The organism is Niastella caeni (assembly GCF_004834005.1).
In the GTDB taxonomy this organism is placed as follows: domain Bacteria; phylum Bacteroidota; class Bacteroidia; order Chitinophagales; family Chitinophagaceae; genus Niastella; species Niastella caeni.
The window spans coordinates 587,526-613,886 of record NZ_STFF01000005.1; the positions used below are offsets into that span (position 1 = coordinate 587,526).

Genomic DNA, 26,361 nt, shown 5'->3' on the forward strand with positions numbered 1-26,361 from the left:
GAAAAGGGCATTAAGGCATGAAGAAATGAAAAATGAAGAATTAAAAACAGCGAAATGAAAAAGGGAAGAAATGCTTAAAGCTTGTATTTGCTTGCAGCGTGCAGCTTGAAGCTTGCAGCGGTTTTCACGTTTCACGACTTAGATTGCCAATTAGCACATCAGCATATTAGCACATTATCACATTAGCGTTCATGAATACTTACGTCAAGGCCCTTCATATTATCTTCATAGTTACCTGGTTCTGTGGTATGTTTTATATCGTGCGGCTGTTTGTGTACAATACAGAAGCCGGCGAAAAAAGCGAGCCGGAGAAAAGCATCCTGCGCAACAATTTCACGATCATGATCAAGCGTCTTTGGTTTGGCATTACCTGGCCATCTGCCATTGCTACGCTGATCTTTGGTCCGTGGACCTGGTACCAATTTGGTTCTACGCCCGACTGGCTGTTCGTTAAACTGTTTTTTGTAGTTGGATTATATGCTTATCATTTTACCCTGCATGCTATTTACAAACAACAGGTAAAAGGCGTTTTCAGATACAGTTCCCAGCAACTGCGCATCTGGAACGAAGTGGCCACCATCTTCCTGGTTGCCATTGTAATGCTGGCTGTGGTTAAACAAAATATGAGCGTGGTATTTGGCCTCGTTGGGCTTATTGCATTTGTAGTTGTGCTCATGAGCGCGATCAAGATCTATAAAAGTATCAGGAAGAAATAACTCAACAAAAAAACCTCCCTGGCGGAAGGTTTTACAACGGGGTCACCAATGTCTTTTAGTCCCGAAAACGGGCTCGTCCGTAGGCACGCACAGTCCGCCCTGGATTTGGTTTTCCACAGGCATAACCAGAGATTAAAAACGGGAAGGTAACGGATTACAAAAAGGTGTAAAAAAGAAAAAACCTTTCCTTTGTTTTAGAATTTTAAAGGAAAGGGGAGCAGGACTACTCCCCTTTTTAACCCCTAAACCCTAAACCGTAGAAAAGGTTTTTCATATAATGAGGTAATAATGTAATTTTCAAGTGAAACTCCCGTGAGGTAAAACCTCTTAGAGATATGTGACAGGGACTAATACTTAGAAAATATCGTACCAAAAATCAGTTTGTCACACTTAAAATTCCCCTCTAATTTTTCAACATTTCTTATTGCAAAGAGCACATAAATAGTTCCATAAATTATGCCAAACGCCAGAAATGTGGATAAAGCCGGGCTGAAAATGGCCTATTCTTTAAAAATTTTTCAAATAACTTCAACAATACCCACATAAGTTCAAATGCCGCTAAAGGTTTACCTGTAGTAACTGCAAAATCGATTGTCTGCTGTAAGTATTAAGCTGTCGTAAAATAGCCAGTGCGGGTTCAATTTGCCACTCAACCTCCAAAACCGTGTTTGAACAGCAAACAAAAGAGTGATTCTAATGATATATAACACCATCTTATAACAAAACTTAAGAATTGTGCTAAAGAACAGCAGTTTTTTTGCCCGATTAACTGAAGAAGGGGAGCGTTTGTGCACCAGTGTTATAAGCATTTCATCGTGAATACAATACATATTTTATTTCTGCAAATGCCATTTTATTGGACGGCATATCGGATTACGGGATTGTTCAACGGAAGACATAAATTAATAGATATCAATTCATTCCCTTAACGGTACAAATAAGGTTTGTATGAACCATTCTGTTGCTTACCCGTCACAAACTTATAAAGTAGAAATATGGGATAACCAAATTGGCCGACGCTACTGGGTCATAATTGTAAGGTCATTTGCCGTCACCTGGGGGTTATAAGGTGAAGGAGCCTTTTGGGTAGGGTGAGTTCTTCTGTTCATTAGCCCATCATATCGGAAGTAGGGGAATTTTACAGTAAACTAACGTCCAAAGCGCCGGTCTCAGCCGGCCTTTGCGCTAACTTTTCAGTACCTTTGCACACTTTTCGGGCTGCGGAATTACTTGTTCTGCAGCAATTTTTGGCCACAAGCCATTTTAAAAGTGATTAAACAGATTTACCGGGAATTATATGGCAGTTAACTACAGAGAGTTTCAGAAATTGAATTTGCCTGTTATAGAACAGGAAATGTTAGCTAAATGGAATGAAAACCAGGCTTTTGAGCAAAGTGTGTCGCTTCGGAGCGAGGCGCCTTCCTTTGTGTTTTATGAGGGTCCGCCCAGCGCTAACGGAATGCCGGGCATTCATCACGTTATCAGCCGCACATTAAAAGACCTGGTTTGCCGGTATAAAACCATGCGTGGCTATCAGGTAAACCGTAAAGCCGGTTGGGATACCCACGGGCTACCCATTGAGTTAGGTGTTGAAAAAGAACTGGGTATCACCAAAGAAGATATCGGTAAAAAGATCTCTGTTGAAGAATACAACCACAAATGCCGGGAGGCGGTAATGCGGTATAAAGATAAATGGGACGACCTCACCAAGAAAATGGGCTATTGGGTTGATCTGAACGACCCGTATATCACTTTCGATAACAATTATGTTGAAACTCTGTGGTATCTACTAAGTAAATTATATGAGAAGGGGTTGCTATATGAAAGCGTAAGCATTCAGCCCTATTCACCGGCAGCAGGTACCGGCCTCAGCTCGCACGAGCTGAACCAGCCCGGCACCTATAAAATGGTAAAGGATACCAGCGCCGTGGTAATGTTCAAAGCGGTGCGGGATGAGAAGTCTGAGTTTTTGTTTAAAGCAATTGAGGAGGCTGAACGCCAAACGCCGAACGCTGAACGCGCAACCGCCCACTCACCACTCACCGCTCACCATTCACCCTTCTTCATGGCCTGGACGACCACACCCTGGACGCTTCCCAGTAACCTTGGGTTAACGGTAGGCGACCGCATCACCTATGTGCTGGTTCAAACCTTCAACCCCTACACGCATTTGCCCATAAATGTGGTGCTGGCCAAAGACCTGTTAGGCAAATATTTTAAACCCGAAGCCGAGAATAGCGGTTTTGAGGAATACAAAGAGGGCGATAAGGTTCTGCCCTGGAAAATACTAGCCGAGTTCAAGGGTGCTCAAATAGAAGGTTGCCGTTACGAACAACTGCTGCCTTTTGAGGCTAATTCTATCGAGTCAATCAAAGCGCTCACTCCCAATGCGAAACCATGGCGGGTACTATTAGGTGATTTTGTGACGACTGAGGATGGTACTGGTATCGTACACACTGCACCTGATTTTGGTGCGGATGACTTCAGGGTAGGAAGCAAATACAATCTTGGCTTCTTTACCGGAGTAAATAAATACGGTAAACTGGAGAAATTGGTATTAGTCGATCGCCAGGGAAAGTTTGTTGACGGACTGGGTGAATTCAGCAATCGCTACGTGAAAAACTATAAAGACGATAAAGAATATGTGGATGTGAACGTAGATATCTGCGTAAAGCTGAAAAAAGAGAACCGGGCTTTCAAGATCGAAAAATATGAGCATAATTATCCCCATTGTTGGCGCACCGATAAACCGGTATTGTACTATCCGTTAGATGCCTGGTTTATAAAAACCACCGCTTTGAAGGACAGGCTGGTTGCCCTGAATAAAACCATCAACTGGAAGCCTAAATCAACCGGCGAAGGCCGTTTTGGTAACTGGCTCGAGAATATGGTTGACTGGAACCTGAGCCGCAGCCGTTTCTGGGGTACGCCCTTACCGGTTTGGAAAACCGAAGATGGTAACGAGGAAGTATGTATCGGTTCTGCCATTCAATTGAAGGAAGAAGCCGCGAAGGCCGATAAAGCATTAGGCACCAACAATGCAAAACTTCTCAACAACCTTGATCTGCACAAACCATATGTAGATGAAATAATACTGGTTAGCGCTTCTGGCAAACCTATGAAACGCATACCCGACCTTATAGACGTATGGTTCGATAGTGGGGCTATGCCCTATGCTCAATGGGGCCTGGACCATGAAAAGCTGAAAGCCGGCGATCCATTCCCGTTCAAACAACCGTTCAATAAAAACTACCCGGCCGATTTTATTGCCGAAGGCGTTGACCAAACCCGTGGTTGGTTCTATACCCTGCATACTATTGCCGGTCTGTTGTTCGATTCTGTAGCGTATAAAACCTGCGTTTCAAACGGGTTGGTACTGGATAAGAACGGCAACAAGATGAGCAAGCGCTTAGGCAATGTAGTTGATCCGTTCAAGACCATTGAACAATATGGCGCCGATGCCACGCGCTGGTACCTCATTACCAATGCTTCGCCCTGGGAGAACATGAAGTTCGACCTGGAAGGCATTAAAGAGGTTCAGCGTAAATTCTTCGGTACTTTATATAACACCTATCAGTTCTTCGCGCTGTATGCCAATGTAGATGGGTTCTCATTTAAAGAAGCCTATATTCCGCTGGAACAACGGCCGGAGATCGACCGATGGATCCTTTCTTCTTTAAACACCCTGATAAAAAAGGTAACGGAATATATGGACGATTATGAGCCTACCCAGGCCGGTCGTGCCATAGAAGAGTTTATGGATGAGCACCTTAGTAACTGGTACGTGCGCCTGTGCCGCCGCCGGTTCTGGAAGGGTGAGTACGAGCATGATAAAGTATGCGCGTACCAAACCCTGTACGAGTGCCTGGAAACCGTATTAATGCTTATGGCGCCCATTTCGCCTTTCTTCAGCGATGCGCTGTTCCAGAACCTGAATGCAGTTACGGGCAGGCATACCGTAGCATCTGTACATCACACAGATTACCCCGTTAGTAATCCGGCCGTTTTAGATGCCTCATTGGAAGAGCGGATGCAACTGGCGCAGGACATTTCTTCCCTGGTTTTATCGTTACGGAAAACGGCGAAATTAAAAGTGCGGCAGCCATTGCAAAGGGTGCTGGTGCCTGTGTTGAATAAACACATGAAGGCCCAGATAGAGCGGATCGAAGACCTGGTAAAAAGCGAAGTGAACGTAAAGGAGATCGAGTATCTAACGGAAGATAACGGGTTTATTAAAAAGAAGATAAAGCCCAATTATACGGTATTAGGTAAGAAGCTGGGGGCGAAAATGAAGCCCGTAGCAGCAGCATTAGCCGCTTTTACGCAGGAAGACATATCGAAATTGGAAAAAGATGGCAGTATTTCATTGGAAATTGAAAGCGAACCCTTAATATTACAGACTAATGAAGTAGAGATCACCAGTGAAGATATCCCCGGGTGGATGGTGGCCAATAAAGATGCTCTCACCGTGGCTTTGGATGTAACCGTTACCCCAGAACTGGTCAGCGAAGGTAATGCCCGCGAACTGGTTAACCGTATCCAGAAAATCCGCAAAGACAGTGGTTTCGAACTCACTGATCGAATACTGGTTAAGGTAACCGAACACCAGGAGTTGAACCAATCGATCGCCCAATTTAATAATTATATTTGCACGGAAATTTTGGCAGATAAACTTGAACTAGTACCTGAATTACCAGATGGCACCGAAATTGAAGTGAACGATATTCCATTAAAAGTGTTCGTTACAAAAAAAGCGTAAAAGTATGGCAACCAAGAAAAAGGCGGCCAAGCCAGCAAAAAAAACGATTGCCCCCAAAAAGCCAGCCCGTCCGGCCGGCGGGGCAGCCAAACCTGCTGCTAAAAAAGTAGTTGCTAAGAAAGAAGCTAAGCCTGCTGTAAAAAAGGCAGCCAAGCCAGTTGAAAAGAAGGCGCCGGCCAAGCCTCAGCCTGTCGTTCACCACGCAGCTACCAAAGCACATGCTAAGCCGCCTCACGCACCTGCCGTCAAGCCCGTTGCCAAACATGTTGAAATAAAAGAAGTTAAAGACGTAAAAAAAACAGTGGAGGCTCCTGTTAAAGTCGAAAAACCGGAAGTAAAGGTGGAAGTTAAAAAACCGGAGCCGGTTGTTCCACCACCACCGCCACCCAAAAAGCCGGAACCTCCGGCCAAACCGGTGAAAGTGGTAATTCCGGAAATAAAAACAAAAACATCGCGCAGATACGAACCGGAATTCACCAAATCAGTATTAGATCAACCAGAAAACATTCAAACAGGACCAACCATGAGATATAGTGATGCCGAATTAAGCGAGTTCAAAGATCTGATCTTAAAGAAGTTTGATCAGGCAAAGAAAGAACTTACTTATTTACAGGGTTTAATAACCCGCAAAGATGAAATGGGTGGCGATGAGAACGAAAATCGCTACATGACCATGGAAGATGGCAGTATGAGTATGGAGCGGGAACAATTGTCCCAAATGGCCAGCCGGCAGATCAATTACATTGATCACCTGGAGAAAGCTCTGATGCGCATCGAGAACAAAACCTATGGTATTTGCCGGGTTACAGGTAAGCTGATCGATAAAGCCAGATTACGGGCTGTACCGCACGCTACCTTGAGTATCGAGGCCAAGCAAATGATGAATAAATAGCATTGTCTGCTTAAAATAATCGGTTGGTTGTCAATCTGCTTGTAGTGGAATTGGAAACTTATGCCGGTGATTGAATAAAATATTAAGCCTCCCGATACATCGGGAGGCTTTTTCTATATAAGAAGTTGGAGGTAAGAAGAAATTTAGAGAATTCAAGATTTAGGGGTTTCGAGATTTATTATAAGTTTAAGCCTATGAAATCCCAAAATCTCTAAATCCCGCAATCTCAAAATCAGAAATTGGTTCTCAAAATCCTCGCTGCGCTTCCGGCGCCCAGAAGATGGCCGGCATTGGCTTTTCCAATAAATTCTGATAATAGAACTTATAAGCCTCATAGCGGCTATGTACACCCTTTGCGCCCATAAAACCATGCCGCTCGCCGGGGTAGGCCATAAATTCAAAATGCTTTTTCAGGTCCTCCAGTTTGTTTATCAGTACAATGCTGTTCTGCATGTGCACATTGTCGTCAGAGGTACCATGCACAATCCGTAACAGGCCTTTGTATTTATCGGCATAGGTCAATACCGATGTGCTTTTATACCCTTCCGGGTTATCCTGGGGCGTGTTCATAAACCGTTCGGTATAATGGGTATCATAAAACTGCCAGTCGGTAACCGATGAGTTGGCTATGCCGTAAGGAAATACATCGGCGCCGTAGGTAAGCGCCATACAGGTCATATAACCGCCAAAGCTGCCGCCGGTGATACAAAGTTTGTTGCTATCTACCCAGGGCTGTTTCTTCAGCCAGCGACCGCAGGCCATATAGTCCTCAATTTCATATTTACCTAACTGACGGAAGATATAGTTCAATCCTTTCTTCCCAAAATGACCGCTGCTGCGGTTGTCGAAGGATACCTGGATCATGCCTTCCTGCGCCCACCATTGCGTTGGGGAAACGGCCGGCCGCCAGCGATCGTACACCGTACCGGCATTGGGTCCGCCGTAAATGCTGATAAGAACCGGGTATTTTTTAGTGGGGTCGAAATTGATAGGGTAAGTGATCACTACCGGCAAACTAAACAATCCATCGGCAGATGGCACATACTTCAGGTCGTTTTTAGGGAGATTAAAATCGCCGAAATTAGCGCCTTTGCTGTTGGCCACTTCCCGAACGATCTGTCCTTTCTTCGCATCAACCAGGGCCATGGCCGGGGGCGTGTTCAGGTTAGAATAAGCGGTGATAAAATAGTTGCCGTTGGGTGAAACGCTTACGATATCATGGCTGAAATCGCCAAAGCTCAGGCGGGTAAGGCCTTTTCCGTTCAACCCGGCTTTATACAGGTCAAAACGGGCTGAATTTTCTTTGCGGGCCCTGAAGTACACAACGCCTGCTTTTTCATCTATTTTTATAATGCTGGTTCCCCAAAAATTTCCGGCGGTGATAGCGTTTTTCAACTGGCCATTGTTATCGTAGTGGTACAGGTTTTCCCAGCCATCACGGTCGCTCTTTACAATGCAGCCTTTACCGGCAGACAAGAAGGTGATGCGTTCGCTTTCATCCAGGTCGATCCAGGTAGGTTGGTTTTCATCATACACTTCTTTCTTACTGCCATTCGTGAGGTCGATATTATAGAATTTCAGGTTGTTTTGTTTCCGGTTCATCCATTGAACCCATAATTGTCCATCGGGCGACCATACCGGGGTGCCGAAATACTGGTCATCTTTTGCATTGAAATCGGCCCACACCGTTTCGCCGGGATTAATGGAAACAATACCAATTTTTACTTCAGGGTTCTTATCGCCGGCTTTGGGATAACGCGTGTTTTCGAGATATCCATGTTGTCCGTCGGCTACATAGATGGGAAATACAGGCACCTGCGATTCATCGAACCGCATAAAACAAATACGCTTGCTGTCGGCGCTCCACCAGAATGCTTTGTAACGGGTGGCCCTGCCCAGTATTTCTTCATAATAAACCCACGATGCGTAGCCATTTAAGATGGTAGAAGAGCCATCTGTTGTAAGCTGCGTTTCTTTATTGATGTCGATTTGCAGTACATACAGGTTATTGTCTTTTCTGGTATAAGCAGCCCATTTTTTATCGGGTGAAACCGTAATGTTTATGGCGCCGGATACAACCACAGGCGGTTGCAACTGGCCCATGTCTACATTGGGGTAGGGAACCGATTTGCCGGTTTTTACATCTACCATGGTGGTGATGCTTTTTCCGTCGGCTTCTTTCTGTACCAGTAAGAAATGCGTATCATCTGCCCAGCCTTTAACCAGGGGCAATTGTTGGGTAACGTTCGATTCACCGTTTTTGAAGATCTGTTCAAAGGTGAAATTCTTCTTTTGTGCATGGGAGGAAATAACAACCAATAGCAGGCATGGTAATACCATACCTATTGCAGCAGCCCTTTTCATGTAGTTTTTAGATTATTTAATTCGAAAATTAGGGAATTAGATAACTTGACAACAGATTGATGGCTGAATGGTTGAGTCAGTGGATAATAGGCAGAATGGTTGCCGGGAAACCCTGTTTCAGGTTACAAGTTCCAGGTTTCAGGGGAACCAGTTAAACCGTATTCTTGTAATTCCTTGTAACTTGCAACCTGTAACATATGCTTTGAATTGACCAGGCTACACAAATAACCCAATGATGGTTCCTGGTAACCGGCCCCCGGTATCCGGTAACTGGCTTTCTACTTCACCTCCTGCATATCTACCAGCTTCTTGTAGAAGCCGTTCTGGGCGATGAGGGTATCGTGCGTACCGCGTTCAACGATCTTGCCTTTTTGTAATACAATGATCTCATCGGCATGGCGAATGGTGCTGAGCCTATGCGCAATTACGATACTGGTGCGGTTCTCCATCATTTTATTAATGGCATCCTGTACCAGGCGTTCGCTTTCCGTATCCAGTGAAGAAGTGGCTTCGTCGAGGATCAGGATGGGCGGGTTCTTCAATACGGCGCGGGCAATTGTCAAACGCTGGCGTTCTCCACCGCTGAGTTTGCTACCGCGGTCGCCTATGTTGGTTTGGTAATTCTCTTCTTTTTTCATGATGAACTCATGCGCATTGGCAATACGGGCTGCCTGCTCAATTTCAGCAATATTGGCAACGGGATTGCCCAGGGCAATGTTGGCGGCTATGGAATCATTGAACAGAATTGGTTCCTGGGTAACAATGCCCATTTGATCGCGCAGCGACAACAGCGAATACTCTTTTATGTTAATGCCATCGATCAGTAATTCACCGCTGCTAACATCGTGAAAGCGGGGAACCAGGTCGGCCAGGGTACTTTTACCGGCGCCGGAAGAGCCTACGAGGGCAATGGTTTTACCTTTTTCTATGGTGAGGCTTATGTTATCGAGAATGGTTACATCATTGTACTTAAAGGATACATTCTTTAGCTCAATCCTGTTATCGAAGTTTTGCAGGTATCTCGGATTGGCCACTTCAGATACCATAAGCGGCGCAGTAAGCACTTCTTCAACCCGGTCAATGGCGGCAGCGCCCCGTCGCATATTATAAAATGCCTGCGAAAGTGATTTCGCCGGCTGAATGATCTGGGAAAATACGACCAGGTAAGTTATAAAGGCTTCGGACGTCAACCCCCCTTTGTGGGCAAATACCATATACCCGCCAATAAGGAGAATGCAACAAAAGATCATTACTCCCAGGAATTCCGACATGGGGGAGGCAAGATCACGCTTGAAGGCCATTTGTATACGCAATTTGTTCAGCAGGTTATTAGTGCCCACAAAGCGGTCGCGCATCAGCTTTTCAGCATTGAAGGCTTTTACCACCCGCAGGCCGCCCAGCGTTTCATCCAGGATGCTTAATAGTAAACCTTGTTGTTCCTGCGCCTTGCCCGATTCTCGTTTCAGACTTTTGCTTACCCTGCCCAGAACAAAACCGGCCAGGGGTAACAATACCAGCATCACCAGAGATAAAAGGGGACTTAAAAAAATGAGCATACCCAGCACTATAATGATGTTCAACGGGTCTTTTATCAAGCCCTCCAGGGCGCCAATGATACTCCATTCTATCTCGTTTATGTCGTTGCTCATGCGCGACATCATGTCTCCCTTCCGTTGTTCGGTAAAATAACTAACCGGCAGCGCCAGGATCTTATCGTACAGGTCTTCCCTGAACCTGGTCATTATACGGTTACGAAGTGGGATCAGCATACGGACACCCAGGTATAAAAACAGATTCTTGAGTAATATGGAAAGAATAATGGTAATACATATAGCTATCAGGGCCCGAGGATACCCATAATGAATGATCAGGTATGACAGCCCATACTTTAACTGGGCTAAGATCCCTTCTGAATTCCATTCAAGAGGAGGCCTTACAGTGAGCGGTTTTTCCTTGTTAAACAACAAATTTAAAAAAGGAGCGAGCATCGTCAGCGAAACCAGGGAGAAAACAATAGATAATACATTGAATACCAAGTAACCTATAATTCTGTCTTTTTGGTTTCTCAAATAAAAGAAAATCCTTGAAAATCGCTTCATGAAACAGTTAAAATAATGAGTAAACGGTGCAAAGTAACTAATTTTACGGCTATTAAACCGTTAAGGAAATGCAAGAAGGGAAACGTCAAAAACAGGTGGGAAGTTTACTGAATGAAGAATTAAATTTAATTTTTCAACGATTGGGGCTGAGTATGATCGACGGCGGCATGGTATCCATTTCTTCCGTAAAGCTTACGCCCGACTTATTGGAGGCCCGTATTTACCTGAGCTTTTTCCAGGTAAAGAATGGGGAAGAAGCCCTGAAAAAGATTGAAGAGAGAGCCTGGGAAATAAAAAGAGAGCTGACTGCCCGGGTGGCTAAACAATTGCGGCGCATGCCCGAACTGAAATTCTATCTGGATGATACGCTGGATCATGTGTTCAGGATGGAGGAGTTGTTTAAGAAGATCAATCCGCCGGGAAATGAAGAATAAAAAATACCACAAACAATAAACTTCAAACCACAAACTTGAATTTTTTATTCGCCTGGCGATATTTTAAAGCAAAAAAAAGTACCAATGCCATCAATGTTATTGCATGGGTGAGTATTATTGCCATTATGGGTATTACGTTTGCTTTTATTGTGGTATTGAGTGTGTTCAATGGGTTTGAAGGATTGGTAAAATCGTTGTATTCCTCGTTCTACCCCGATATAAAAATTGCTGCAAAAACGGGTAAGACCATTATACTTACGCAACAGCAATTGCAACAACTCTCCGTCATTAAAGGGGTTCGCACCTATAGTTTGGTGGCAGAAGAAAAGACCTTGCTGGTAAACGGCGATGTGCAGGTGATCGTTGACCTGAAAGGCGTAGATACTTCGTATGAATCGGTAACCGGGGTGGCCCAAAAGCTGATCCGGGGTAACTTTCAAACCGGAAGTGCCGATGAGCCCGCCCTCGTGTTAGGCAACGGAGTTGAAAATGCCGTGGGTGTTGAAAGCGATAAATACATATACCCGCTAACCGTGTATGGGTTTAAACGGGGTATGAACATCAATGTAGCCGATCCCTCACAATCTATGGCGGCCGCTAACATTATTACTTCCGGCACTTTTTTAATTCAGCAGGATATTGATAACAAATACGCCATCACCAATCTCGATTTCATGAAGCTGATGATGGGGTTGGGACCTAATGAATACAGCGGGGTGGAACTGGCGCTGCATGCCGGGGTAGATGCGGAAGATGCGCAAAAGGAAATTCAGAACCTGTTAGGGTTAAATTACCGGGTGGAAACAAAATACGAGCAAAACCAAAGCTTGTATAGTGTGATGAACCTTGAAAAATGGGCTATTTACGGCATCCTTACTTTAATGCTTATAGTGGCGGCTTTTACCATGATCGGCAGTTTAACCATGCTGGTACTGGAAAAGCAAAAGGATATACAAGTGTTGAAATCTATGGGCGCCAATAATATGCTGGTGCAAAAAATATTTTTAAGCGAAGGTTTATTGCTGGGTAGTATTGGTTCTATCGGTGGCGTGTTGTTGGCCATTATCTTTTGCTGGGCCCAGGTTAAGTACAAGCTCATTGCCATTCAGGGTGGAACCTTTTTAATAGATTATTACCCGGTAAAACTGGTGGCTTCGGATTTTCTTTTGGTACTGTTTACGGTATCGCTGGTAGCATTTTTGGCCTCCTGGTTCCCCTCCCGCCGTGCGGCCTTGCAGCCGATTGAGTTGAGGAGTTAAATGGTTGGTTATCAATTTATAAAACCATTATAAAACAAAAGGTATCCCGATAGATCGGGATACCTTTTTTATGTTAAGAAATTCTCTTCTAATTAATAGTCACCGATGGTTTCTGGTAACTGAGACAGTGCTTTTTGCAACTGCTCGTCATTAGGCGCAATACCATGCCATTCGTGGTGGCCTTCCATAAAGTCAACACCAGCACCCATTACCGTTTTCATTAAAATAACTACTGGTTTGCCTTTACCGGTACGGGCTTTGGCTTGCTCAAGACCTGCAACTACAGCATCAATATCATTTCCTTTCTCAAGAACCATTACATCCCAGCCAAAAGCGGCAAATTTGGCGCCCAGGTCACCCAGTGCCAATACTTTATCGGTTGGACCGTCAATTTGCTGACCGTTCCAGTCAACAGTAGAGATCAGGTTATCCACTTTATTATGTGCTGCAAACATAATGGCTTCCCAGTTCTGACCTTCATCCAGCTCGCCATCGCCATGTAAAGAATAAACTATGTTGTTCTCTCCATTAAGCTTTTTAGATAAAGCCACACCCAGGGCTACGCTCATACCTTGTCCCAAAGAACCGCTGGCTATCCGGATACCGGGCAGGTGCTCATGGGTGGCGGGGTGTCCCTGTAAACGGGAATCTATTTTACGAAAAGTAGATAGTTCTTTTACATCGAAATAACCCGAACGGGCTAAAGTGGAATAAAAAACAGGAGAGATATGACCGTTTGATAAAATGAAAACATCTTCATTGCGGGCTTCCATAGAAAATTGAGGATTGTGCTGCATTACCTTGAAGTATAATGCGGTAAAATACTCGGTACAACCCAGTGAACCCCCGGGGTGACCACTAGCACATCCGTGAACCATACGAACAATATCCCTGCGAATTTGAGTAGCAATGTCCTTTAAAGCTGGCATAGCAAGATTAAAATTTGGGTGCAAAACTAAAGGAATTGTTTTGTATCAATAAATCAAATTAAACTTTCCCAATATTTTTACATCAAAGGCCGTTGTATAATGGATTACTTGTATTTGAAGTAAGTGTTATTAATAGTTGGAAATCCGAAAATACACTGTAATTTGCGATGCTTTGTGGTAATGAGCCCCAGCCGGCCCGATTGGTAGCGCACGTATTCACGCATTATTATTACAAGACTTCAAAATCAGGCTGATGTTTGATGTATTATTCTCAATAGCTATTTCATTTGCAATTACCTTTTTAGCTATTCCGGTAATTATAACCGTTGCAGAACAGAAAAAATTATTTGACATTCCTGACGAGAGAAAAGTTCACCATAACCCCATACCTTCATTAGGTGGGTTAGGGATCTTTGCCGGTTTTATGCTGGCCTGTCTCATTGCTATTCCTCACCAGTCATCATCTGACTTCCAATATTTTTTTGCAGCAGCATTTGTTATCTTCTTCCTGGGTTTAAAAGATGATATACTTGTTATTTCGCCAATTAAAAAATTCATTGGCCAGGTATTAGCTGCTTTCCTCATTATATATAAAGGGAACATTCAGATTAAAAGCATGTATGGCTTCATGGGTTTACATGAACTGCCTGAAATGTTCAGCCTGCTGTTAACCTATTTAACCATCATTGTGATCATCAACTCCTTTAACCTGATTGATGGTATCGACGGATTAGCGGGTTCATTAGGGTTGATGGCCTCTACTATTTTTGGTTTTTATTTTTTACAGGTGAACATGCTCGCCTATTCGATATTGGCTTTCTCCCTGGCAGGTAGCCTGATGGCATTTTTGATATTCAATTTTCAACCGGCAAAAATATTCATGGGCGACACCGGGTCGTTGCTGATAGGGTTGGTAAATGCAATACTGGTTGTGAAATTTATCAGCGTTGCCAATCAAACCGACTCGCCATACCCTGTTATAGCCTCTCCTGCTATCAGTGTTGCCATACTGGTAATTCCTTTAATGGATACATTACGGGTGTTTGCGATCCGCACTTTTCACCGCCGTTCGCCTTTTAGTCCCGATAGAAATCACATTCACCACTTGTTACTCGACAGGGGCTTTTCACACCGCTTTATAACCCTGCTGCTGGTATCTATTAATATTTTATTTATTCTGGCTGCGTATGCAGGTCGCAATCTCGGTTGCACCTGGATCATCCTGGCCATTTTGATCGTGTTCTTTTCCGGTATAGCAGCCTTGTACTATACCCGCCCGCGAACACGCCTTTTTGTTGCCAAAACCATTGATTCACCAGATGGAGAGTTGAAAACCTCCAAAATCGTTCCGCTTACCACCGATACTATTTTGGAGCATAAGAATTAGCTTCAGTTACCGGTTGCCTATTGCCAGGTACCAGGAATATCCCGAATAACGAGGCTTAAAATTATAATTTAAAAGCTGCAAAAAAGACCCGGTAACCGGTAACTCCTGGCTGTTACCGTTTGGTTTTGCCTGTTGCCCATTGCTCATTGCCCATTGCTTCCTCCGCCATCCAAAAAATTTAAGTAGGTTTGCAGGCATTTAATATTTCTTCCTATGTCAGATGAATTAAATATTATCAGGGAATTAGCCCAGGAGAACATGGAAAAAGCCATTAATCACCTGGAAACAGAATTAATTAAAGTACGTGCTGGTAAAGCCAATCCAAATTTGGTTGACGGTATCGTTGTTGATTATTATGGAACGCCAACACCTATTAGCCAGGTTGGTAATATTTCGGTAGCCGATGCGCGCACCTTAACTATTCAACCCTGGGAAAAAAATATGCTTCAGCCTATTGAGCGGGCAATTATTGCCGCCAATATCGGCATCAATCCACAGAACGATGGAAATATGATCCGGTTATTTATGCCGCCCTTAACGGAAGAACGGCGTAAAGAACTGGTGAAAAGATCGCATGGCGAAGGGGAGCATTCAAAAGTAGCTATCCGTAACATTCGCCGTGATGCCATGGAGCAGGTGAAGAAATTACAGAAGAACGGTTTGAGTGAAGATATCTGCAAAGATGCAGAGGCCAGGATCCAAGAAATGACTGATCGCTTTATCGGGCTTGTAGACAAGCACCTTGCGGCGAAAGAGAAAGAAATTATGACCGTATAGAATGAAATTGGCGATTTCGGGATTTAGGGATTTTGAGATTTTTCAGAGGCAAAACTATTTGAAATCTCAAAATCTCTAAATCAAAAAATCAGAAATTGGCTTCTTACCTCTTACTTCTGCTTCTTTTTTGAAGTTATATACACGCCAACTAGAATAATTACTAATCCCACCACCTGCCATTCATTGATCATTTCTCCTGCCAGCATTCCCCATAATAAAGCGATAAACGGAATGCCATAAGTGACCATCGAGGCAAGTAATCCGCCCGCCCGTTTGATCATTACATAAAAAAGCACCGTGGCTACGGCTGTTCCCAGAATGCCTAACAGGGATGAAGCGCCGCTGGCTATAAGCACATTTTTTTGCGTAAGCGGTAATGCGAAATACCCGGTAGCCCAAAGAATGATAAAACAAGGGATTAATAATAACGCAAAACTTACTGCCACCACCGCCAATGAAGAGGTCTCCTGTAAATGACGGCCCACCAGGTTAATATTCAAACCATATAAAATGGTTGCCACCAACGCAAACGAAGCAAAAGAAAGGTATTGCATGCTCACGCTGCCTTTGGCAAATAATAATACCAGCATACCCCCAATGGCGATCATCACCCCAACCAGCTTATGTAATTGAAACACCTGTCCAAAAAACAGCAATCCGGTGAAGATGGTAAAGACGGGCGTGAGTGAATTTAGAAAGCCGGCCAGAGAACTATCGATCTTTGTTTCAGCGATACAAAACAAATAAGCCGGAAAGAAGCTGCCCAACAAACCCGATAGAAAAACATAGCCCAGTTTATTACGCGGTACATTTTTCCATTGCCGCACTGCCACTGGTAATAGCACCAACCCGGCGCTGAGTATGCGGATGGTGGCAACCTGGTAGGGACTTAAATATTCAATCCCTTCTTTTATGAGAATAAAAGAGCTTCCCCAAATGATACAAAGTACAATGAAAATAATCCCGTTTATAAGCATTCCCCTGTCTGCCATGTAAAAATTTGCTCAAAAATCAGGTATTCAATTTGAAATGTGATAATTTAAAAGAAACATATTTCCATGGCAACGATCAAATTGAAGGAAATCAGTACGCTGGCGCCAAAAGATTTTGATAAGGAAGCAATAAAAGAGAAAACAGCCGGTATACTCGAAAAACTGGATGATCTGCAAAACTTATTATATGCCGAGTCGAAGCATGCGGTACTGGTGATATTGCAGGGCATGGATGCCAGCGGGAAAGACGGCGCTATCAGAAAAGTATTTGGCGCCATGAACCCGCAGGGGGTGCGCGTACAATCGTTTAAAGCGCCTACTCCTGAAGAATTAAGTCATGATTTTTTATGGCGAATACATGCTGTGGCCCCGCCTAAGGGGATCATTCAACTCTTTAATCGCTCGCATTATGAAGATGTTCTCATAACGCGCGTACATAAAATAATAGACGATAAAACAGCCAAAATACGCATGAAGGCCATCAATGACTTTGAGCAGTTATTACAAGAGCATAACAGTACCACTATATTGAAGTTCTACATGCATATATCGCCTGAGGAACAAAAGCAACGCTTGCAGGAACGCATCAGCGATCCTACCAAGCAATGGAAGTACAATGAAAGGGATTTTGACGAAGCAAAACTGTGGGATGATTATATGGCCGCTTATGAAGATTGCTTTGAACATTGCAACGACGTACCCTGGACTGTAGTACCAGCCGATCAAAACTGGTATAAAGAATATATCATTGCCAGCACCCTGCAAAAGGCATTGGAAAAACTGGATATGGAATACCCCGGCCTGAAGAAAAGCTAGCTGCGAAAGGCTTTAGTTATTGTTTCAGTTGATGATTTAAAAATTTAATATATTAGTTGTAAATATCATTAACAACTAAAACTATAACTTATGGGAATGATGAAAGAATTCAGAGAATTTGCCATGAAGGGCAACGTAGTTGACCTGGCCATTGGTGTTATCATTGGCGCGGCATTCAGCAGTATTGTTAGTTCGCTTGTTGATGATGTAATAACGCCCCTGTTATTAAAGCCCGCCTTGGAAGCTGCTAATTTACAGGACTTAGATAAGTTGGTGATATTAGGTACTGTTAAAATAGGTAAGTTTTTATCGGCAATACTTAAATTCTTAATAGTTGCATTTATTCTATTCCTGATCGTGAAAGCCATCAACCGGTTCAAGAAAAAAGAAGAAGTTGCCGCTGCGGTTACTCCCGAAGAAGTTATTTTATTACGCGAAATCCGTGATGCATTAAAGAAATAGATTAGGTGGTTTTATATTTGCAAGGCATTTTGAATTGTCAAAATGCCTTTTTTAAACTATTTAATTGATCCATATGCAGAAATTGGCACTGGCTTTATCTTTTTTGTTGATAACGGTTACCAGTACAGCGCAGGACAAAACAATTCAGGAGTTAAGAAAAGAATCAGGTAAAACAGTTTCAAAAGATCAGAACGATACCCTCGTTAAAACCTGGAAGCTTGGGGGTATGTTTAACGGTACAGTTGGGCAAACCTCACTTTCAAACTGGGCAGCTGGCGGCGACCAGTTCTCTTTTAACGCCAATGGAATATTAAACCTTTTTGCGTTTTATAAAAAAGGGGTCCATTCCTGGGATAATTCCATTGATATGGAACTGGGTTACATAAATTCCACTTCCCTCGGCACCCGTAAAACCAATGACCGGATGGACCTGGTTTCGAAATATGGTTGCCAGCTTTTTGATCATATGTACCTGACCGGTTTGTTTAATTTTCGTTCACAGTTTACCGATGGGTTTACCTATCCAAATGATACCACTAAAATAAAACAGTCTACATTTTTTGCCCCGGCTTACGTGATCGTAGCGTTGGGTATGGACTGGAAGCCGAGCCCTACTTTTTCATTATTCCTTTCACCCATCACTACCCGCTGGGTAATTGTGAAAGACGATGAGTTATCGGCTAAAGGCGCTTATGGGGTCGACACAGGCAGAACATCGCGCAATGAGATCGGTGCTTATTTATCAGCCACCTGCAACAGGGAAATAATAAAAAATTTAACCTATAAAGGCAAACTCGACCTGTTTTCCAATTACAAACACAATCCCCAGAATATTGATCTGTTCATGAGTAACCTCATTAGCATGAACGTTTACAAAGGATTCTCGTTTTCTATTGGGGCTGATTTCATTTATGATGATGATGTAAAAACCTTTGGTAAAGATAAAAATGCGCCCAGGCTGCAGGTGAGGCAGTTCATAGGGGTAGGGTATCAGCGAAAGTTTTGATGTTTGAGTTTAAGGCTTTGATTGCTATGTTTTTATGTTGGCAGAATTCCAGCCATCGAACCTTCCGGCCATCAAGCCTTCAGCCATTTAACTATCCGGCGGTTGAAATTTTCATAATAGCATAGCTGACTTTTCACAACTTATATACAATAATGACTTTGGGCTGCCAGTAATTTTCTGCAATTGTTTTTTTGGCGTACGTTTGTTGGCTCCCAAAGCCTGTCGGGAAATGCTGGTGATGCAAATGAGTAACCGGGTCCCGCCAGGAGGGGTACAGGCTAAAAAAGAAGCACGTGAATCAACCGTCGTATCAGATTAAGTTACCGCAATTTGAAGGTCCGTTCGACCTGTTACTGTTCTTTATTGAACGGGATGAGCTGGACATTTATAATATTCCCATCAGCAATATCATCAAGGATTTCCTGGAATACATTCATGGCCAGGAACAATTGAATATTGAGCTTTCGAGCGAATTCATTTTGTTCGTTTCTACGCTGATGCGCATCAAAGCAAGGATGTTACTTCCCCGTAAAGAGCTGGATGCGCAGGGGAACGAAATAGATCCCCGCCAGGAACTGGTTGATAAGATCCTCGAATACAAACGCTTTAAAGAAGCATCCGCCAAGATGGCCGAAATGGAGGCCATTCGTATGCTCATGGTTCGCCGTGGTAATTTAGCCAAAGAAATAGCAACCATTGGGGAAGAAAGCGGAGAGGGAACTGAAATTCAAACTATTACACTTTTCAAATTGATGAAAACATTTGAAAAGGTAATGAAAAGGGTTGACCAGCGGAATGTGAAACCCGTGCATACGGTTGTGAAATACAACTATACCATGGAGGAAAGCCGCCAGTATGCCCTGGAAACTGTGAAAAGAGAAAAGGTAATGGCGTTTGAAAAAGTATTCGATGTTTGTAAAGATCGTATTCACGCCATCTTCATATTCCTGTCGGTACTGGAGTTGATCCAAATGAAATACATGACCATCATGGTGGGTGAAGGTCGCAATAACTTCCTGGTAGAATTTAATGAAAACTGGGAGCAGGATGTTGATCTTTCGCAGTCGCCCATTAACCCGGATGATGATCCTGACAGACAACCGGAATCAGTGTTATAATTAGCTAATGTGCTAATCTGATAATGGAATACAGGAACTGCCTTGGTCTTGCGGCTAAGGCAGTTTTGTTTGACCTAATCAAACGTATATAACAAAACCGGCTGTTTTGACTGGTCAATAACCGATGCCAGCTTTTGTAAAAACGGTGTTGACACGGTAGGGCAGCCATCACTTTGACAAATAGGCAATGGGTCTACTGCTGCATCGGGCACACAGCTATGGGCATGTAATACAACAAACCGTTTAAACGCATTGCTGTTGGTAGATTCCAATCCATGTAACTTATAGGCCAGGCCGAATTTTCCCTTGTATGGATTTCCGATCTTATACTTTCCCAGTGAAGTGCAGCCGCAGCCGACCTCATTTCCATATTGACGCCCGGTAAGCCAGTCTTTATTGCAACGGCCATGTGCTACCAATCCTGCATCGATTACAGAATCTTTTTTGAGATCGTAAATAAAGAAACGGTTCTTGCCCGATTCAATACTCATATCAAGCAAAAAACAGGTATTGGTATTATACCCGTGTTGTTTGGCATACGCCAGCAACGGCTTGCCATGGTTACTTAACCGGGTAAGTAATTTTTTGTTAGCTATACTTGTTACAGCCGTATGCGTTTTCCCGGTATTAAGTTTGGAATAATACCAGGCAGCGCCGGCTAATACAAAACAAAATATAAGGGCAAGGGAAAGAAGCAGGATTCGTTTCATGGTGGAAGGGGTATGAACAGGAGAGACGCTGTTCATCCCAGAATCCATATGTACGTATAGTCAAGAATTTGTTAAAGAAGTATCAGTTACCAGTGGCCAGTTACCGGTTACCAGGAAATACAAAATACAGTCGGGAGCAATGAAATAGAAGCCCGGCAACCGGCTACTGGTAACGGGCAACTGTTTCTAACCCAACAATTGGTTCACAGTAACCTTCCCCTTCATCATTGTACGAACGGTTTCAGCAATAGCCTGGGCATCGTAGCCACATTCCCGGTACAATTCTTTAGGGGTGCCATGTTCAACGATCTCATCGGGGATGCCTAATATTTTCACTTCGGCTTTGTAATTATGTTGTGCCATGAACTCCAGAATGGCGCTGCCAAATCCACCGGTAACAGTTCCGTCTTCAACCGTAACCACTTTGTCGTACTTACTAAAAACTTCGTGGAGCAATGCTTCGTCCAGTGGTTTAACAAAACGCATATCATAATGCGCCGGGTTCAACCCGTCCATTTTTAATTCGCGAATGGCGGCAGTGGCAAAGTTGCCGGGATGACCAAAAGTAAGAATGGCAATATCCTGACCGTCTTTTATTTTTCTACCCTTTCCGATCGGAATTTCTTCAAAAGGCGTTTTCCAGTCAGCCAGCATACCTTGTCCGCGTGGATAGCGAATTACAAACGGCCATTCCATGGTTTCCAACTGTGCAGTGTACATCAGGTTGCGCAGTTCGCTTTCATTCATGGGGGCACTGATAACCATATTGGGAATGCAACGCATATACGCGATGTCGTAGGCGCCATGATGGGTAGGACCATCTTCACCAACCAGTCCGGCCCTGTCGAGACAGAACACTACCGGCAGCTTTTGAATGGCTACATCATGCACAACCTGGTCGTAGGCACGTTGCATAAAAGAAGAATAGATATTACAGAACACCCGCATTCCCTGCGTAGCCATACCGGCGCTTAACGTTACGGCATGCTGCTCGCAGATGCCCACGTCAAAAGCGCGATCGGGCATTGCATCCATCATGAATTTGAGCGAAGAACCCGAAGGCATGGCAGGCGTTACGCCAAAGATCTTGTTGTTCTTTTCGGCCAGCTCTATAATGGTATGTCCAAATACATCCTGGTATTTGGGCGGTTGGGGGGTGTCGTATTTCTTTTTATAGATCTCTCCGGTGATCTTATCAAACAAACCGGGCGCATGCCACAAGGTTTGTTCTTTTTCAGCCAGCGCATAACCTTTTCCTTTCACGGTAATCACATGCAACAACTTGGGACCGGGGATCTTTTTCAGGTCCTGTAACGTATCAACCAGTTTGGTGATGTTATTTCCGTCGATAGGACCAAAGTAGCGCAGCTTTAATGATTCAAACAGGTTACTGCTTTTATTGATGAAACCTTTGATGCTGTGTTCGAGCTTGCTGGCCATTTCGCGGGTAAAGTTCTTACCCACGGGTAATTTGCCCAGCGCCTTCCAGATATCATCTTTCAGTCGGTTATAGGTATGAGAGGTAGTAATATCGGTCAGATATTCCTTTAACGCACCCACATTGGGGTCGATGCTCATACAGTTGTCGTTCAATATGATCAGAATGTCAGAATCGGCTACACCGGCGTGGTTCATTCCCTCAAACGCGAGGCCCGCAGTCAGGGCGCCATCGCCAATAACGGCAACGGATTTACGGTTCTCACCCTTGTATTTGGCGGCCATGGCCATACCCAGGGCGGCAGAAATAGAGGTGGAAGAATGGCCTACGCCAAAAGTATCGTACTCGCTTTCACTACGCTTGGGAAAGCCGCTGATGCCGTTGTATTTACGGTTGGTGTGAAATTCGTTCCGGCGGCCGGTGAGGATCTTATGCCCATACGCCTGGTGCCCTACATCCCATACCAATTGATCGTATGGGGTATTGTAGATGTAATGTAATGCTACGGTAAGCTCTACCACACCCAGGCTGGCAGCAAAATGGCCTCCATGTACACTTACTACATCAATGATGTATTGCCGCAATTCGTTACAAAGTTGGTGTAACTGCTCTCTGCTCAATAGTTTAAGGTCGGCTGGGGAATTGATGGTAGTCAACAATGGGCCGGGCGTGATGTCCATTTAATTGAATTTTATCGACAAAAATACATTATAAAATCATGAGCCCTAATAAAGGAAATATTTTAACACAACAAAAAAACGTGCCGGATCAAGAAAATTTGCCGCTTGCTAAAATACGCGCTAAAATCCTGACAATTTTACTACTTTGTAGTGCCGGTAACCCTACTTATTCGGCCACATATCCAAAATACATAACCAGAGCGGGCTAATTGCCTAGATTTGTTACAGTTCCATTGAGTATGATAAGTATGATAAAGAAGAGAATTCCATATTACTGGCTATGCCAGTTTGTAGGCTGGAGCGCCTTTATTTTATTGTTCATCTTTTTTTACCTGACCCTACGCACCCAGGAAACACCCTACATATACCATGTGTTAGTGCTTGAGGCGGTCCTTGGCTTCGTGGTTACCCATGTAATGCGGTTTTTTATACGTAAGAATAAGTTTATTGATAAACCGGTGAATGAGCAGGTGTTTTATATATTTTTTATTTCTATCCTGTTCTCTCTCATTTACGCGGCTATAGGTACCACCCTTGAACAGGTGCTGAACATAGAAGCACCCCGGCAAAAGTCGATTCTATTGTTAAATAAGATCATGCGGGCGTCGATGGGTTGTTTTATGTTCATCCTTATCTGGAACATGATCTATTTTGCCTATCACTATATTTTAAAAACACGGCAGGCGCAGTTAGATAAAATCCGGCTTGAATCGCTGGTAAAAGAACTGGAGTTGAAAACCATAAAAGCGCATATTAATCCACATTTTATTTTCAATGCCCTTAACAGCATCCGGGCATTGATAGATGAAAACCCCGGCCGTGCCCGTAATGCCATTACCGAGCTTAGTAATATTTTACGCAGCAGCATGCAGGCTGAAAAAGTAGAAACTGTTCCGTTTGAAAAAGAGCTGGGGATTGTAAAAGATTACCTGGCGCTGGAGTATATCCGTTTTGAAGACCGGCTGAAAATTGAATACCAGATCGACGAAGATACCCTCGACCAACCGGTGCCGCCGATGATGTTGCAAACGTTGGTGGAGAACGCCATTAAACACGGTATTGGCAAACAGATTGGCGGTGGAGTGGTAAGAGTGATCTCGGATTTTAAAGAGAATTTTCATGAGTTGGTGGTGCTGAATACCGGCTACCTGAACGGACAAATTAAAGACGACGACGGGTTTGGATTGTTCAGCACCAAAAACCGGTTGCAATTATTGTTTGGCGAAAAGGCTAATTTTGAAATAAAGCAAGTGGGATCTGATTTAGTGGAAGCCCGCATATTGATCCCTGTTGAAATTAAATAAAATGAGTTATGATTAAAGCCATTATTATCGACGATGAACGGCTGGCCAGAAGTGAGCTGCGTAAACTGCTTATGGACTTTCCTGAAATTGAAGTGGTAGCAGAGGCAAGCAATGCCGGCGAAGGGGTAGAAAAAATAGAGAACATAAATCCCGATCTGATCTTTCTTGATATACAAATGCCTGGTAAAACCGGTTTCGATATGCTGTCGGAACTGGATAAAGCGCCACACGTAATTTTTACCACGGCTTACGATGAATATGCGCTGAAAGCATTTGAAGTGAATGCGCTCGACTACCTGTTAAAACCGGTAGAACCCAAACGGCTGGCAGATGCTATTCAGAAACTGCACCTGCAGGAAGAACGCGAGCAGGGCCCCATGGTGCCGGTAAATTTCAACAGGAGCATTTTAAGCGAGAACGACCAGGTGTTTGTGAAAGACGGGGAGCGTTGCTGGTTTGTAAAGCTGAGTGATATTCGTTTGTTTGAAAGCGTTGGCAACTACGCCAAAGTATATTTCGGACCGAATAAGCCGCTCATCTTAAAATCTTTGAATGCACTGGAAGAACGGCTCGATGAGAAAACATTTTTCCGGGCCAATCGCAAGCATATTGTGAATCTGCGGTTGATAGATAAAATTGAACCATACTTTAATGGCGGTTTGTTACTGGAATTGAAAGGCGGGGAGAAGATAGAAGTGAGCCGCCGCCAAACGGTGAAGTTTAAGGAAATGATGAGTTTATAGCTATAGAGCCGTGTCACGGTTTCAAACCATGGCACGACTGGTTTATATACGAAGACGAAATTTGTCAAAAATATAATTCATGGTTAAGCGCTGTTCCTACTTTATCCTGTTGTTACTTGCAAAGCAAACCGCTTTTTGCCAATCAATCGATAAGATCATTAATGCCGCAGCGGTAGAACGCATTGAAAGAACATTGTCCTCCGACGACATGCGTGGCCGCAAAACATTCTCTCCTGAAATAGACAAGGCTGCCGATTTTATAGCTTCAACATTCAAAAAGGCAGGTTTACAGCCTGTGAATGGAAATTCGTATTTACAGGAATTTGCTATGCTGCGCACCAGCGTAATATCTGTGAATGCACAGGTAAATGGCAGAACCGTAACTACGCAAAATATTGCCGTGTTAACCGGTAAAGAAGAATTATCTATCAACCAGGCATCGGGTTATAAGATGATGGTGGTGCATGCGAAAGATACCTTGCAAAATATAATAACCCGGCTACAACGTACCGGTGGTGATTACCTGTTGATGGTTGATACAACACACCGGGCTTTGTTTGAAAGAGTAAGAAGCCGGCGGTCGGTATTTTCGCCAAAAGGCAATATTGTACTGGTGCTGGCCAGTGAAGAAGCAGGGGAGTACTCTATACACTATAAACAATCTGTTTCAGCCATGCCGCTGAAGAATGTCGTTGGTATTCTGCCCGGAAAATCGAAAAAACAGGAGTATGTTATTTTCTCGGGGCACTACGATCATTTGGGTGTTGGCAAGCCCAACGCAGCCGGTGACAGCATTTACAATGGCGCCAACGACGATGCGGCGGGTACAACGGCTGTGATTATGCTGGCCAATTATTTTGCCAAACTAAAGAATAACGAACGCACGATCATCTTTGCCGCCTTTACCGCTGAAGAAAGCGGTGGATTTGGTTCTACCTATTTTTCTCAACAGTTTAATCCCGACCAGGTAATGGCCATGTTCAATATTGAAATGATTGGTACCGAAAGTAAATGGGGAACTAACTCTGCGTTTATTACCGGGTACGAAAAAACAGACATGGGCAAGATACTGGAGAAGAACCTGGAAGGGACCAATTTTAAATTCTATCCCGACCCATATCCCGATCAACAATTATTTTACAGAAGCGATAACGCCACCCTGGCCAGACTGGGAGTACCGGCTCATACCATCTCTACCTCCAAAATGGACAGCGAGAAATATTATCATACACAGGAAGATGAAATTGAAACCCTGGACATGAACAATATGGCGGCTATAATTAAAGCCATTGCCATTAGTTCAACTTCGATTGTGGCTGGAAAGGATACTCCTACACGAGTGACACCGGATTCTTTAAAAAGGTAGTTACCTGTTGCCGGTTACCAGTTGCCGGGGAAACCAGGTTACAAGATACAAATTTCAGGTTGCAGGGTTTTAATTCCCGGGATGCGTAAACTTATGCAGGGGCTCGACTT

General features: G+C 43.8%; 20 protein-coding genes. 14 read left to right on the forward strand and 6 right to left on the reverse strand.

Annotated features, from left to right (window positions below):
• The first annotated feature begins 191 nt into the window (after positions 1 to 191).
• The 3 genes from FAM09_RS20105 (at position 192) to FAM09_RS20115 (ending at position 6,367) form a co-directional block, all read left to right on the forward strand.
• Positions 192 to 716 (forward strand): CopD family protein, encoded by a 525-nt coding sequence (locus tag FAM09_RS20105; protein WP_136578926.1) that lies wholly within the window; start codon positions 192 to 194, stop codon positions 714 to 716.
• A gap of 1,297 nt (positions 717 to 2,013) precedes the next feature.
• On the forward strand, positions 2,014 to 5,475 hold the full coding sequence (ileS, locus tag FAM09_RS20110; RefSeq protein WP_136578927.1) for an isoleucine--tRNA ligase: 3,462 nt from the start codon (positions 2,014 to 2,016) through the stop codon (positions 5,473 to 5,475).
• Between the two features lie 4 nt (positions 5,476 to 5,479).
• On the forward strand, positions 5,480 to 6,367 hold the full coding sequence (locus tag FAM09_RS20115) for a TraR/DksA family transcriptional regulator (RefSeq protein ID WP_136578928.1): 888 nt from the start codon (positions 5,480 to 5,482) through the stop codon (positions 6,365 to 6,367).
• Positions 6,368 to 6,613: 246 nt separating this feature from the next.
• Here the strand turns inward: FAM09_RS20115 and FAM09_RS20120 are convergent, their stop codons facing one another.
• Both FAM09_RS20120 and FAM09_RS20125 read right to left on the reverse strand, forming a co-directional pair.
• Complete coding sequence (locus tag FAM09_RS20120) at positions 6,614 to 8,731, reverse strand: S9 family peptidase (RefSeq protein WP_136578929.1); 2,118 nt, start codon at positions 8,729 to 8,731, stop codon at positions 6,614 to 6,616.
• Positions 8,732 to 9,009: 278 nt separating this feature from the next.
• Complete coding sequence (locus tag FAM09_RS20125; RefSeq protein ID WP_136578930.1) at positions 9,010 to 10,830, reverse strand: ABC transporter ATP-binding protein; 1,821 nt, start codon at positions 10,828 to 10,830, stop codon at positions 9,010 to 9,012.
• 68 nt (positions 10,831 to 10,898) lie between these two features.
• Between FAM09_RS20125 and rbfA the strand changes: the two genes are divergently transcribed.
• Together rbfA and FAM09_RS20135 are read left to right on the forward strand one after the other, a co-directional pair.
• Complete coding sequence (gene rbfA / locus FAM09_RS20130; protein WP_136578931.1) at positions 10,899 to 11,264, forward strand: 30S ribosome-binding factor RbfA; 366 nt, start codon at positions 10,899 to 10,901, stop codon at positions 11,262 to 11,264.
• Positions 11,265 to 11,299: 35 nt separating this feature from the next.
• Positions 11,300 to 12,523 carry an FtsX-like permease family protein gene (locus tag FAM09_RS20135; RefSeq protein ID WP_136578932.1) on the forward strand — a complete coding sequence of 408 codons (1,224 nt, stop codon included), beginning with the start codon at positions 11,300 to 11,302 and terminating at the stop codon, positions 12,521 to 12,523.
• A gap of 92 nt (positions 12,524 to 12,615) precedes the next feature.
• Here the strand turns inward: FAM09_RS20135 and FAM09_RS20140 are convergent, their stop codons facing one another.
• A complete protein-coding gene (locus FAM09_RS20140; protein WP_136578933.1) occupies positions 12,616 to 13,452 on the reverse strand; it encodes a transketolase in 837 nt (278 codons plus the stop codon).
• A gap of 253 nt (positions 13,453 to 13,705) precedes the next feature.
• Here FAM09_RS20140 and FAM09_RS20145 point away from each other — a divergent pair, with 253 nt between their 5' ends.
• Together FAM09_RS20145 and frr are read left to right on the forward strand one after the other, a co-directional pair.
• Positions 13,706 to 14,839, forward strand: a complete 1,134-nt coding sequence (locus FAM09_RS20145; protein ID WP_136578934.1) for a glycosyltransferase family 4 protein — start codon at positions 13,706 to 13,708, stop codon at positions 14,837 to 14,839.
• Between the two features lie 213 nt (positions 14,840 to 15,052).
• Positions 15,053 to 15,616 (forward strand): ribosome recycling factor, encoded by a 564-nt coding sequence (frr, locus tag FAM09_RS20150; protein ID WP_136578935.1) that lies wholly within the window; start codon positions 15,053 to 15,055, stop codon positions 15,614 to 15,616.
• A gap of 110 nt (positions 15,617 to 15,726) precedes the next feature.
• Here frr and FAM09_RS20155 read toward each other — a convergent pair whose 3' ends face one another.
• Positions 15,727 to 16,608: a DMT family transporter gene (locus FAM09_RS20155; protein WP_136578936.1), complete on the reverse strand. Its 882-nt coding sequence runs from the start codon at positions 16,606 to 16,608 to the stop codon at positions 15,727 to 15,729.
• A 66-nt stretch (positions 16,609 to 16,674) separates the two neighbouring features.
• Here FAM09_RS20155 and FAM09_RS20160 point away from each other — a divergent pair, with 66 nt between their 5' ends.
• From FAM09_RS20160 to FAM09_RS20175, 4 genes are all read left to right on the forward strand, one after another.
• Complete coding sequence (locus tag FAM09_RS20160; protein ID WP_136578937.1) at positions 16,675 to 17,424, forward strand: PPK2 family polyphosphate kinase; 750 nt, start codon at positions 16,675 to 16,677, stop codon at positions 17,422 to 17,424.
• Between the two features lie 96 nt (positions 17,425 to 17,520).
• Entirely contained in the window at positions 17,521 to 17,886 is a 366-nt protein-coding gene (mscL, locus tag FAM09_RS20165; protein ID WP_317130692.1) for a large conductance mechanosensitive channel protein MscL, read from the forward strand.
• Positions 17,887 to 17,959: 73 nt separating this feature from the next.
• A complete protein-coding gene (locus FAM09_RS20170) occupies positions 17,960 to 18,892 on the forward strand; it encodes a DUF3078 domain-containing protein (RefSeq protein ID WP_136578939.1) in 933 nt (310 codons plus the stop codon).
• Positions 18,893 to 19,185: 293 nt separating this feature from the next.
• Positions 19,186 to 20,010, forward strand: a complete 825-nt coding sequence (locus tag FAM09_RS20175; RefSeq protein ID WP_136578940.1) for a segregation and condensation protein A — start codon at positions 19,186 to 19,188, stop codon at positions 20,008 to 20,010.
• Positions 20,011 to 20,084: 74 nt separating this feature from the next.
• Here FAM09_RS20175 and FAM09_RS20180 read toward each other — a convergent pair whose 3' ends face one another.
• Both FAM09_RS20180 and dxs read right to left on the reverse strand, forming a co-directional pair.
• Positions 20,085 to 20,720, reverse strand: a complete 636-nt coding sequence (locus tag FAM09_RS20180) for a murein L,D-transpeptidase catalytic domain-containing protein (protein ID WP_166437208.1) — start codon at positions 20,718 to 20,720, stop codon at positions 20,085 to 20,087.
• A gap of 186 nt (positions 20,721 to 20,906) precedes the next feature.
• Complete coding sequence (gene dxs / locus FAM09_RS20185; RefSeq protein WP_136578942.1) at positions 20,907 to 22,838, reverse strand: 1-deoxy-D-xylulose-5-phosphate synthase; 1,932 nt, start codon at positions 22,836 to 22,838, stop codon at positions 20,907 to 20,909.
• 248 nt (positions 22,839 to 23,086) lie between these two features.
• Here dxs and FAM09_RS20190 point away from each other — a divergent pair, with 248 nt between their 5' ends.
• The 3 genes from FAM09_RS20190 to FAM09_RS20200 all read left to right on the forward strand — a co-directional run bounded on the left by FAM09_RS20190 (position 23,087) and on the right by FAM09_RS20200 (position 26,251).
• Positions 23,087 to 24,142 carry a sensor histidine kinase gene (locus FAM09_RS20190; protein ID WP_243751728.1) on the forward strand — a complete coding sequence of 352 codons (1,056 nt, stop codon included), beginning with the start codon at positions 23,087 to 23,089 and terminating at the stop codon, positions 24,140 to 24,142.
• A gap of 8 nt (positions 24,143 to 24,150) precedes the next feature.
• Positions 24,151 to 24,885, forward strand: coding sequence for a LytR/AlgR family response regulator transcription factor (locus tag FAM09_RS20195; RefSeq protein ID WP_207625781.1), 735 nt, complete (start codon positions 24,151 to 24,153; stop codon positions 24,883 to 24,885).
• Between the two features lie 79 nt (positions 24,886 to 24,964).
• Positions 24,965 to 26,251 carry a M28 family peptidase gene (locus FAM09_RS20200; RefSeq protein WP_136578944.1) on the forward strand — a complete coding sequence of 429 codons (1,287 nt, stop codon included), beginning with the start codon at positions 24,965 to 24,967 and terminating at the stop codon, positions 26,249 to 26,251.
• The last annotated feature ends 110 nt before the right edge of the window (positions 26,252 to 26,361 follow it).

Coding starts and splice junctions, on each gene's coding strand:
- ileS (WP_136578927.1), top strand. CDS start 2,014: ATGGCAGTTAACTACAGAGAGTTTCAGAAATTGAATTTGCCTGTTATA.
- FAM09_RS20140 (WP_136578933.1), bottom strand. CDS start 13,452: ATGCCAGCTTTAAAGGACATTGCTACTCAAATTCGCAGGGATATTGTT.
- frr (WP_136578935.1), top strand. CDS start 15,053: ATGTCAGATGAATTAAATATTATCAGGGAATTAGCCCAGGAGAACATG.
- FAM09_RS20115 (WP_136578928.1), top strand. CDS start 5,480: ATGGCAACCAAGAAAAAGGCGGCCAAGCCAGCAAAAAAAACGATTGCC.
- FAM09_RS20180 (WP_166437208.1), bottom strand. CDS start 20,720: ATGAAACGAATCCTGCTTCTTTCCCTTGCCCTTATATTTTGTTTTGTA.
- FAM09_RS20195 (WP_207625781.1), top strand. CDS start 24,151: ATGATTAAAGCCATTATTATCGACGATGAACGGCTGGCCAGAAGTGAG.
- FAM09_RS20190 (WP_243751728.1), top strand. CDS start 23,087: ATGATAAAGAAGAGAATTCCATATTACTGGCTATGCCAGTTTGTAGGC.
- rbfA (WP_136578931.1), top strand. CDS start 10,899: ATGCAAGAAGGGAAACGTCAAAAACAGGTGGGAAGTTTACTGAATGAA.
- FAM09_RS20160 (WP_136578937.1), top strand. CDS start 16,675: ATGGCAACGATCAAATTGAAGGAAATCAGTACGCTGGCGCCAAAAGAT.
- FAM09_RS20170 (WP_136578939.1), top strand. CDS start 17,960: ATGCAGAAATTGGCACTGGCTTTATCTTTTTTGTTGATAACGGTTACC.
- mscL (WP_317130692.1), top strand. CDS start 17,521: ATGATGAAAGAATTCAGAGAATTTGCCATGAAGGGCAACGTAGTTGAC.
- FAM09_RS20155 (WP_136578936.1), bottom strand. CDS start 16,608: ATGGCAGACAGGGGAATGCTTATAAACGGGATTATTTTCATTGTACTT.
- FAM09_RS20125 (WP_136578930.1), bottom strand. CDS start 10,830: ATGAAGCGATTTTCAAGGATTTTCTTTTATTTGAGAAACCAAAAAGAC.
- dxs (WP_136578942.1), bottom strand. CDS start 22,838: ATGGACATCACGCCCGGCCCATTGTTGACTACCATCAATTCCCCAGCC.
- FAM09_RS20145 (WP_136578934.1), top strand. CDS start 13,706: ATGTTTGATGTATTATTCTCAATAGCTATTTCATTTGCAATTACCTTT.
- FAM09_RS20120 (WP_136578929.1), bottom strand. CDS start 8,731: ATGAAAAGGGCTGCTGCAATAGGTATGGTATTACCATGCCTGCTATTG.
- FAM09_RS20105 (WP_136578926.1), top strand. CDS start 192: ATGAATACTTACGTCAAGGCCCTTCATATTATCTTCATAGTTACCTGG.
- FAM09_RS20200 (WP_136578944.1), top strand. CDS start 24,965: ATGGTTAAGCGCTGTTCCTACTTTATCCTGTTGTTACTTGCAAAGCAA.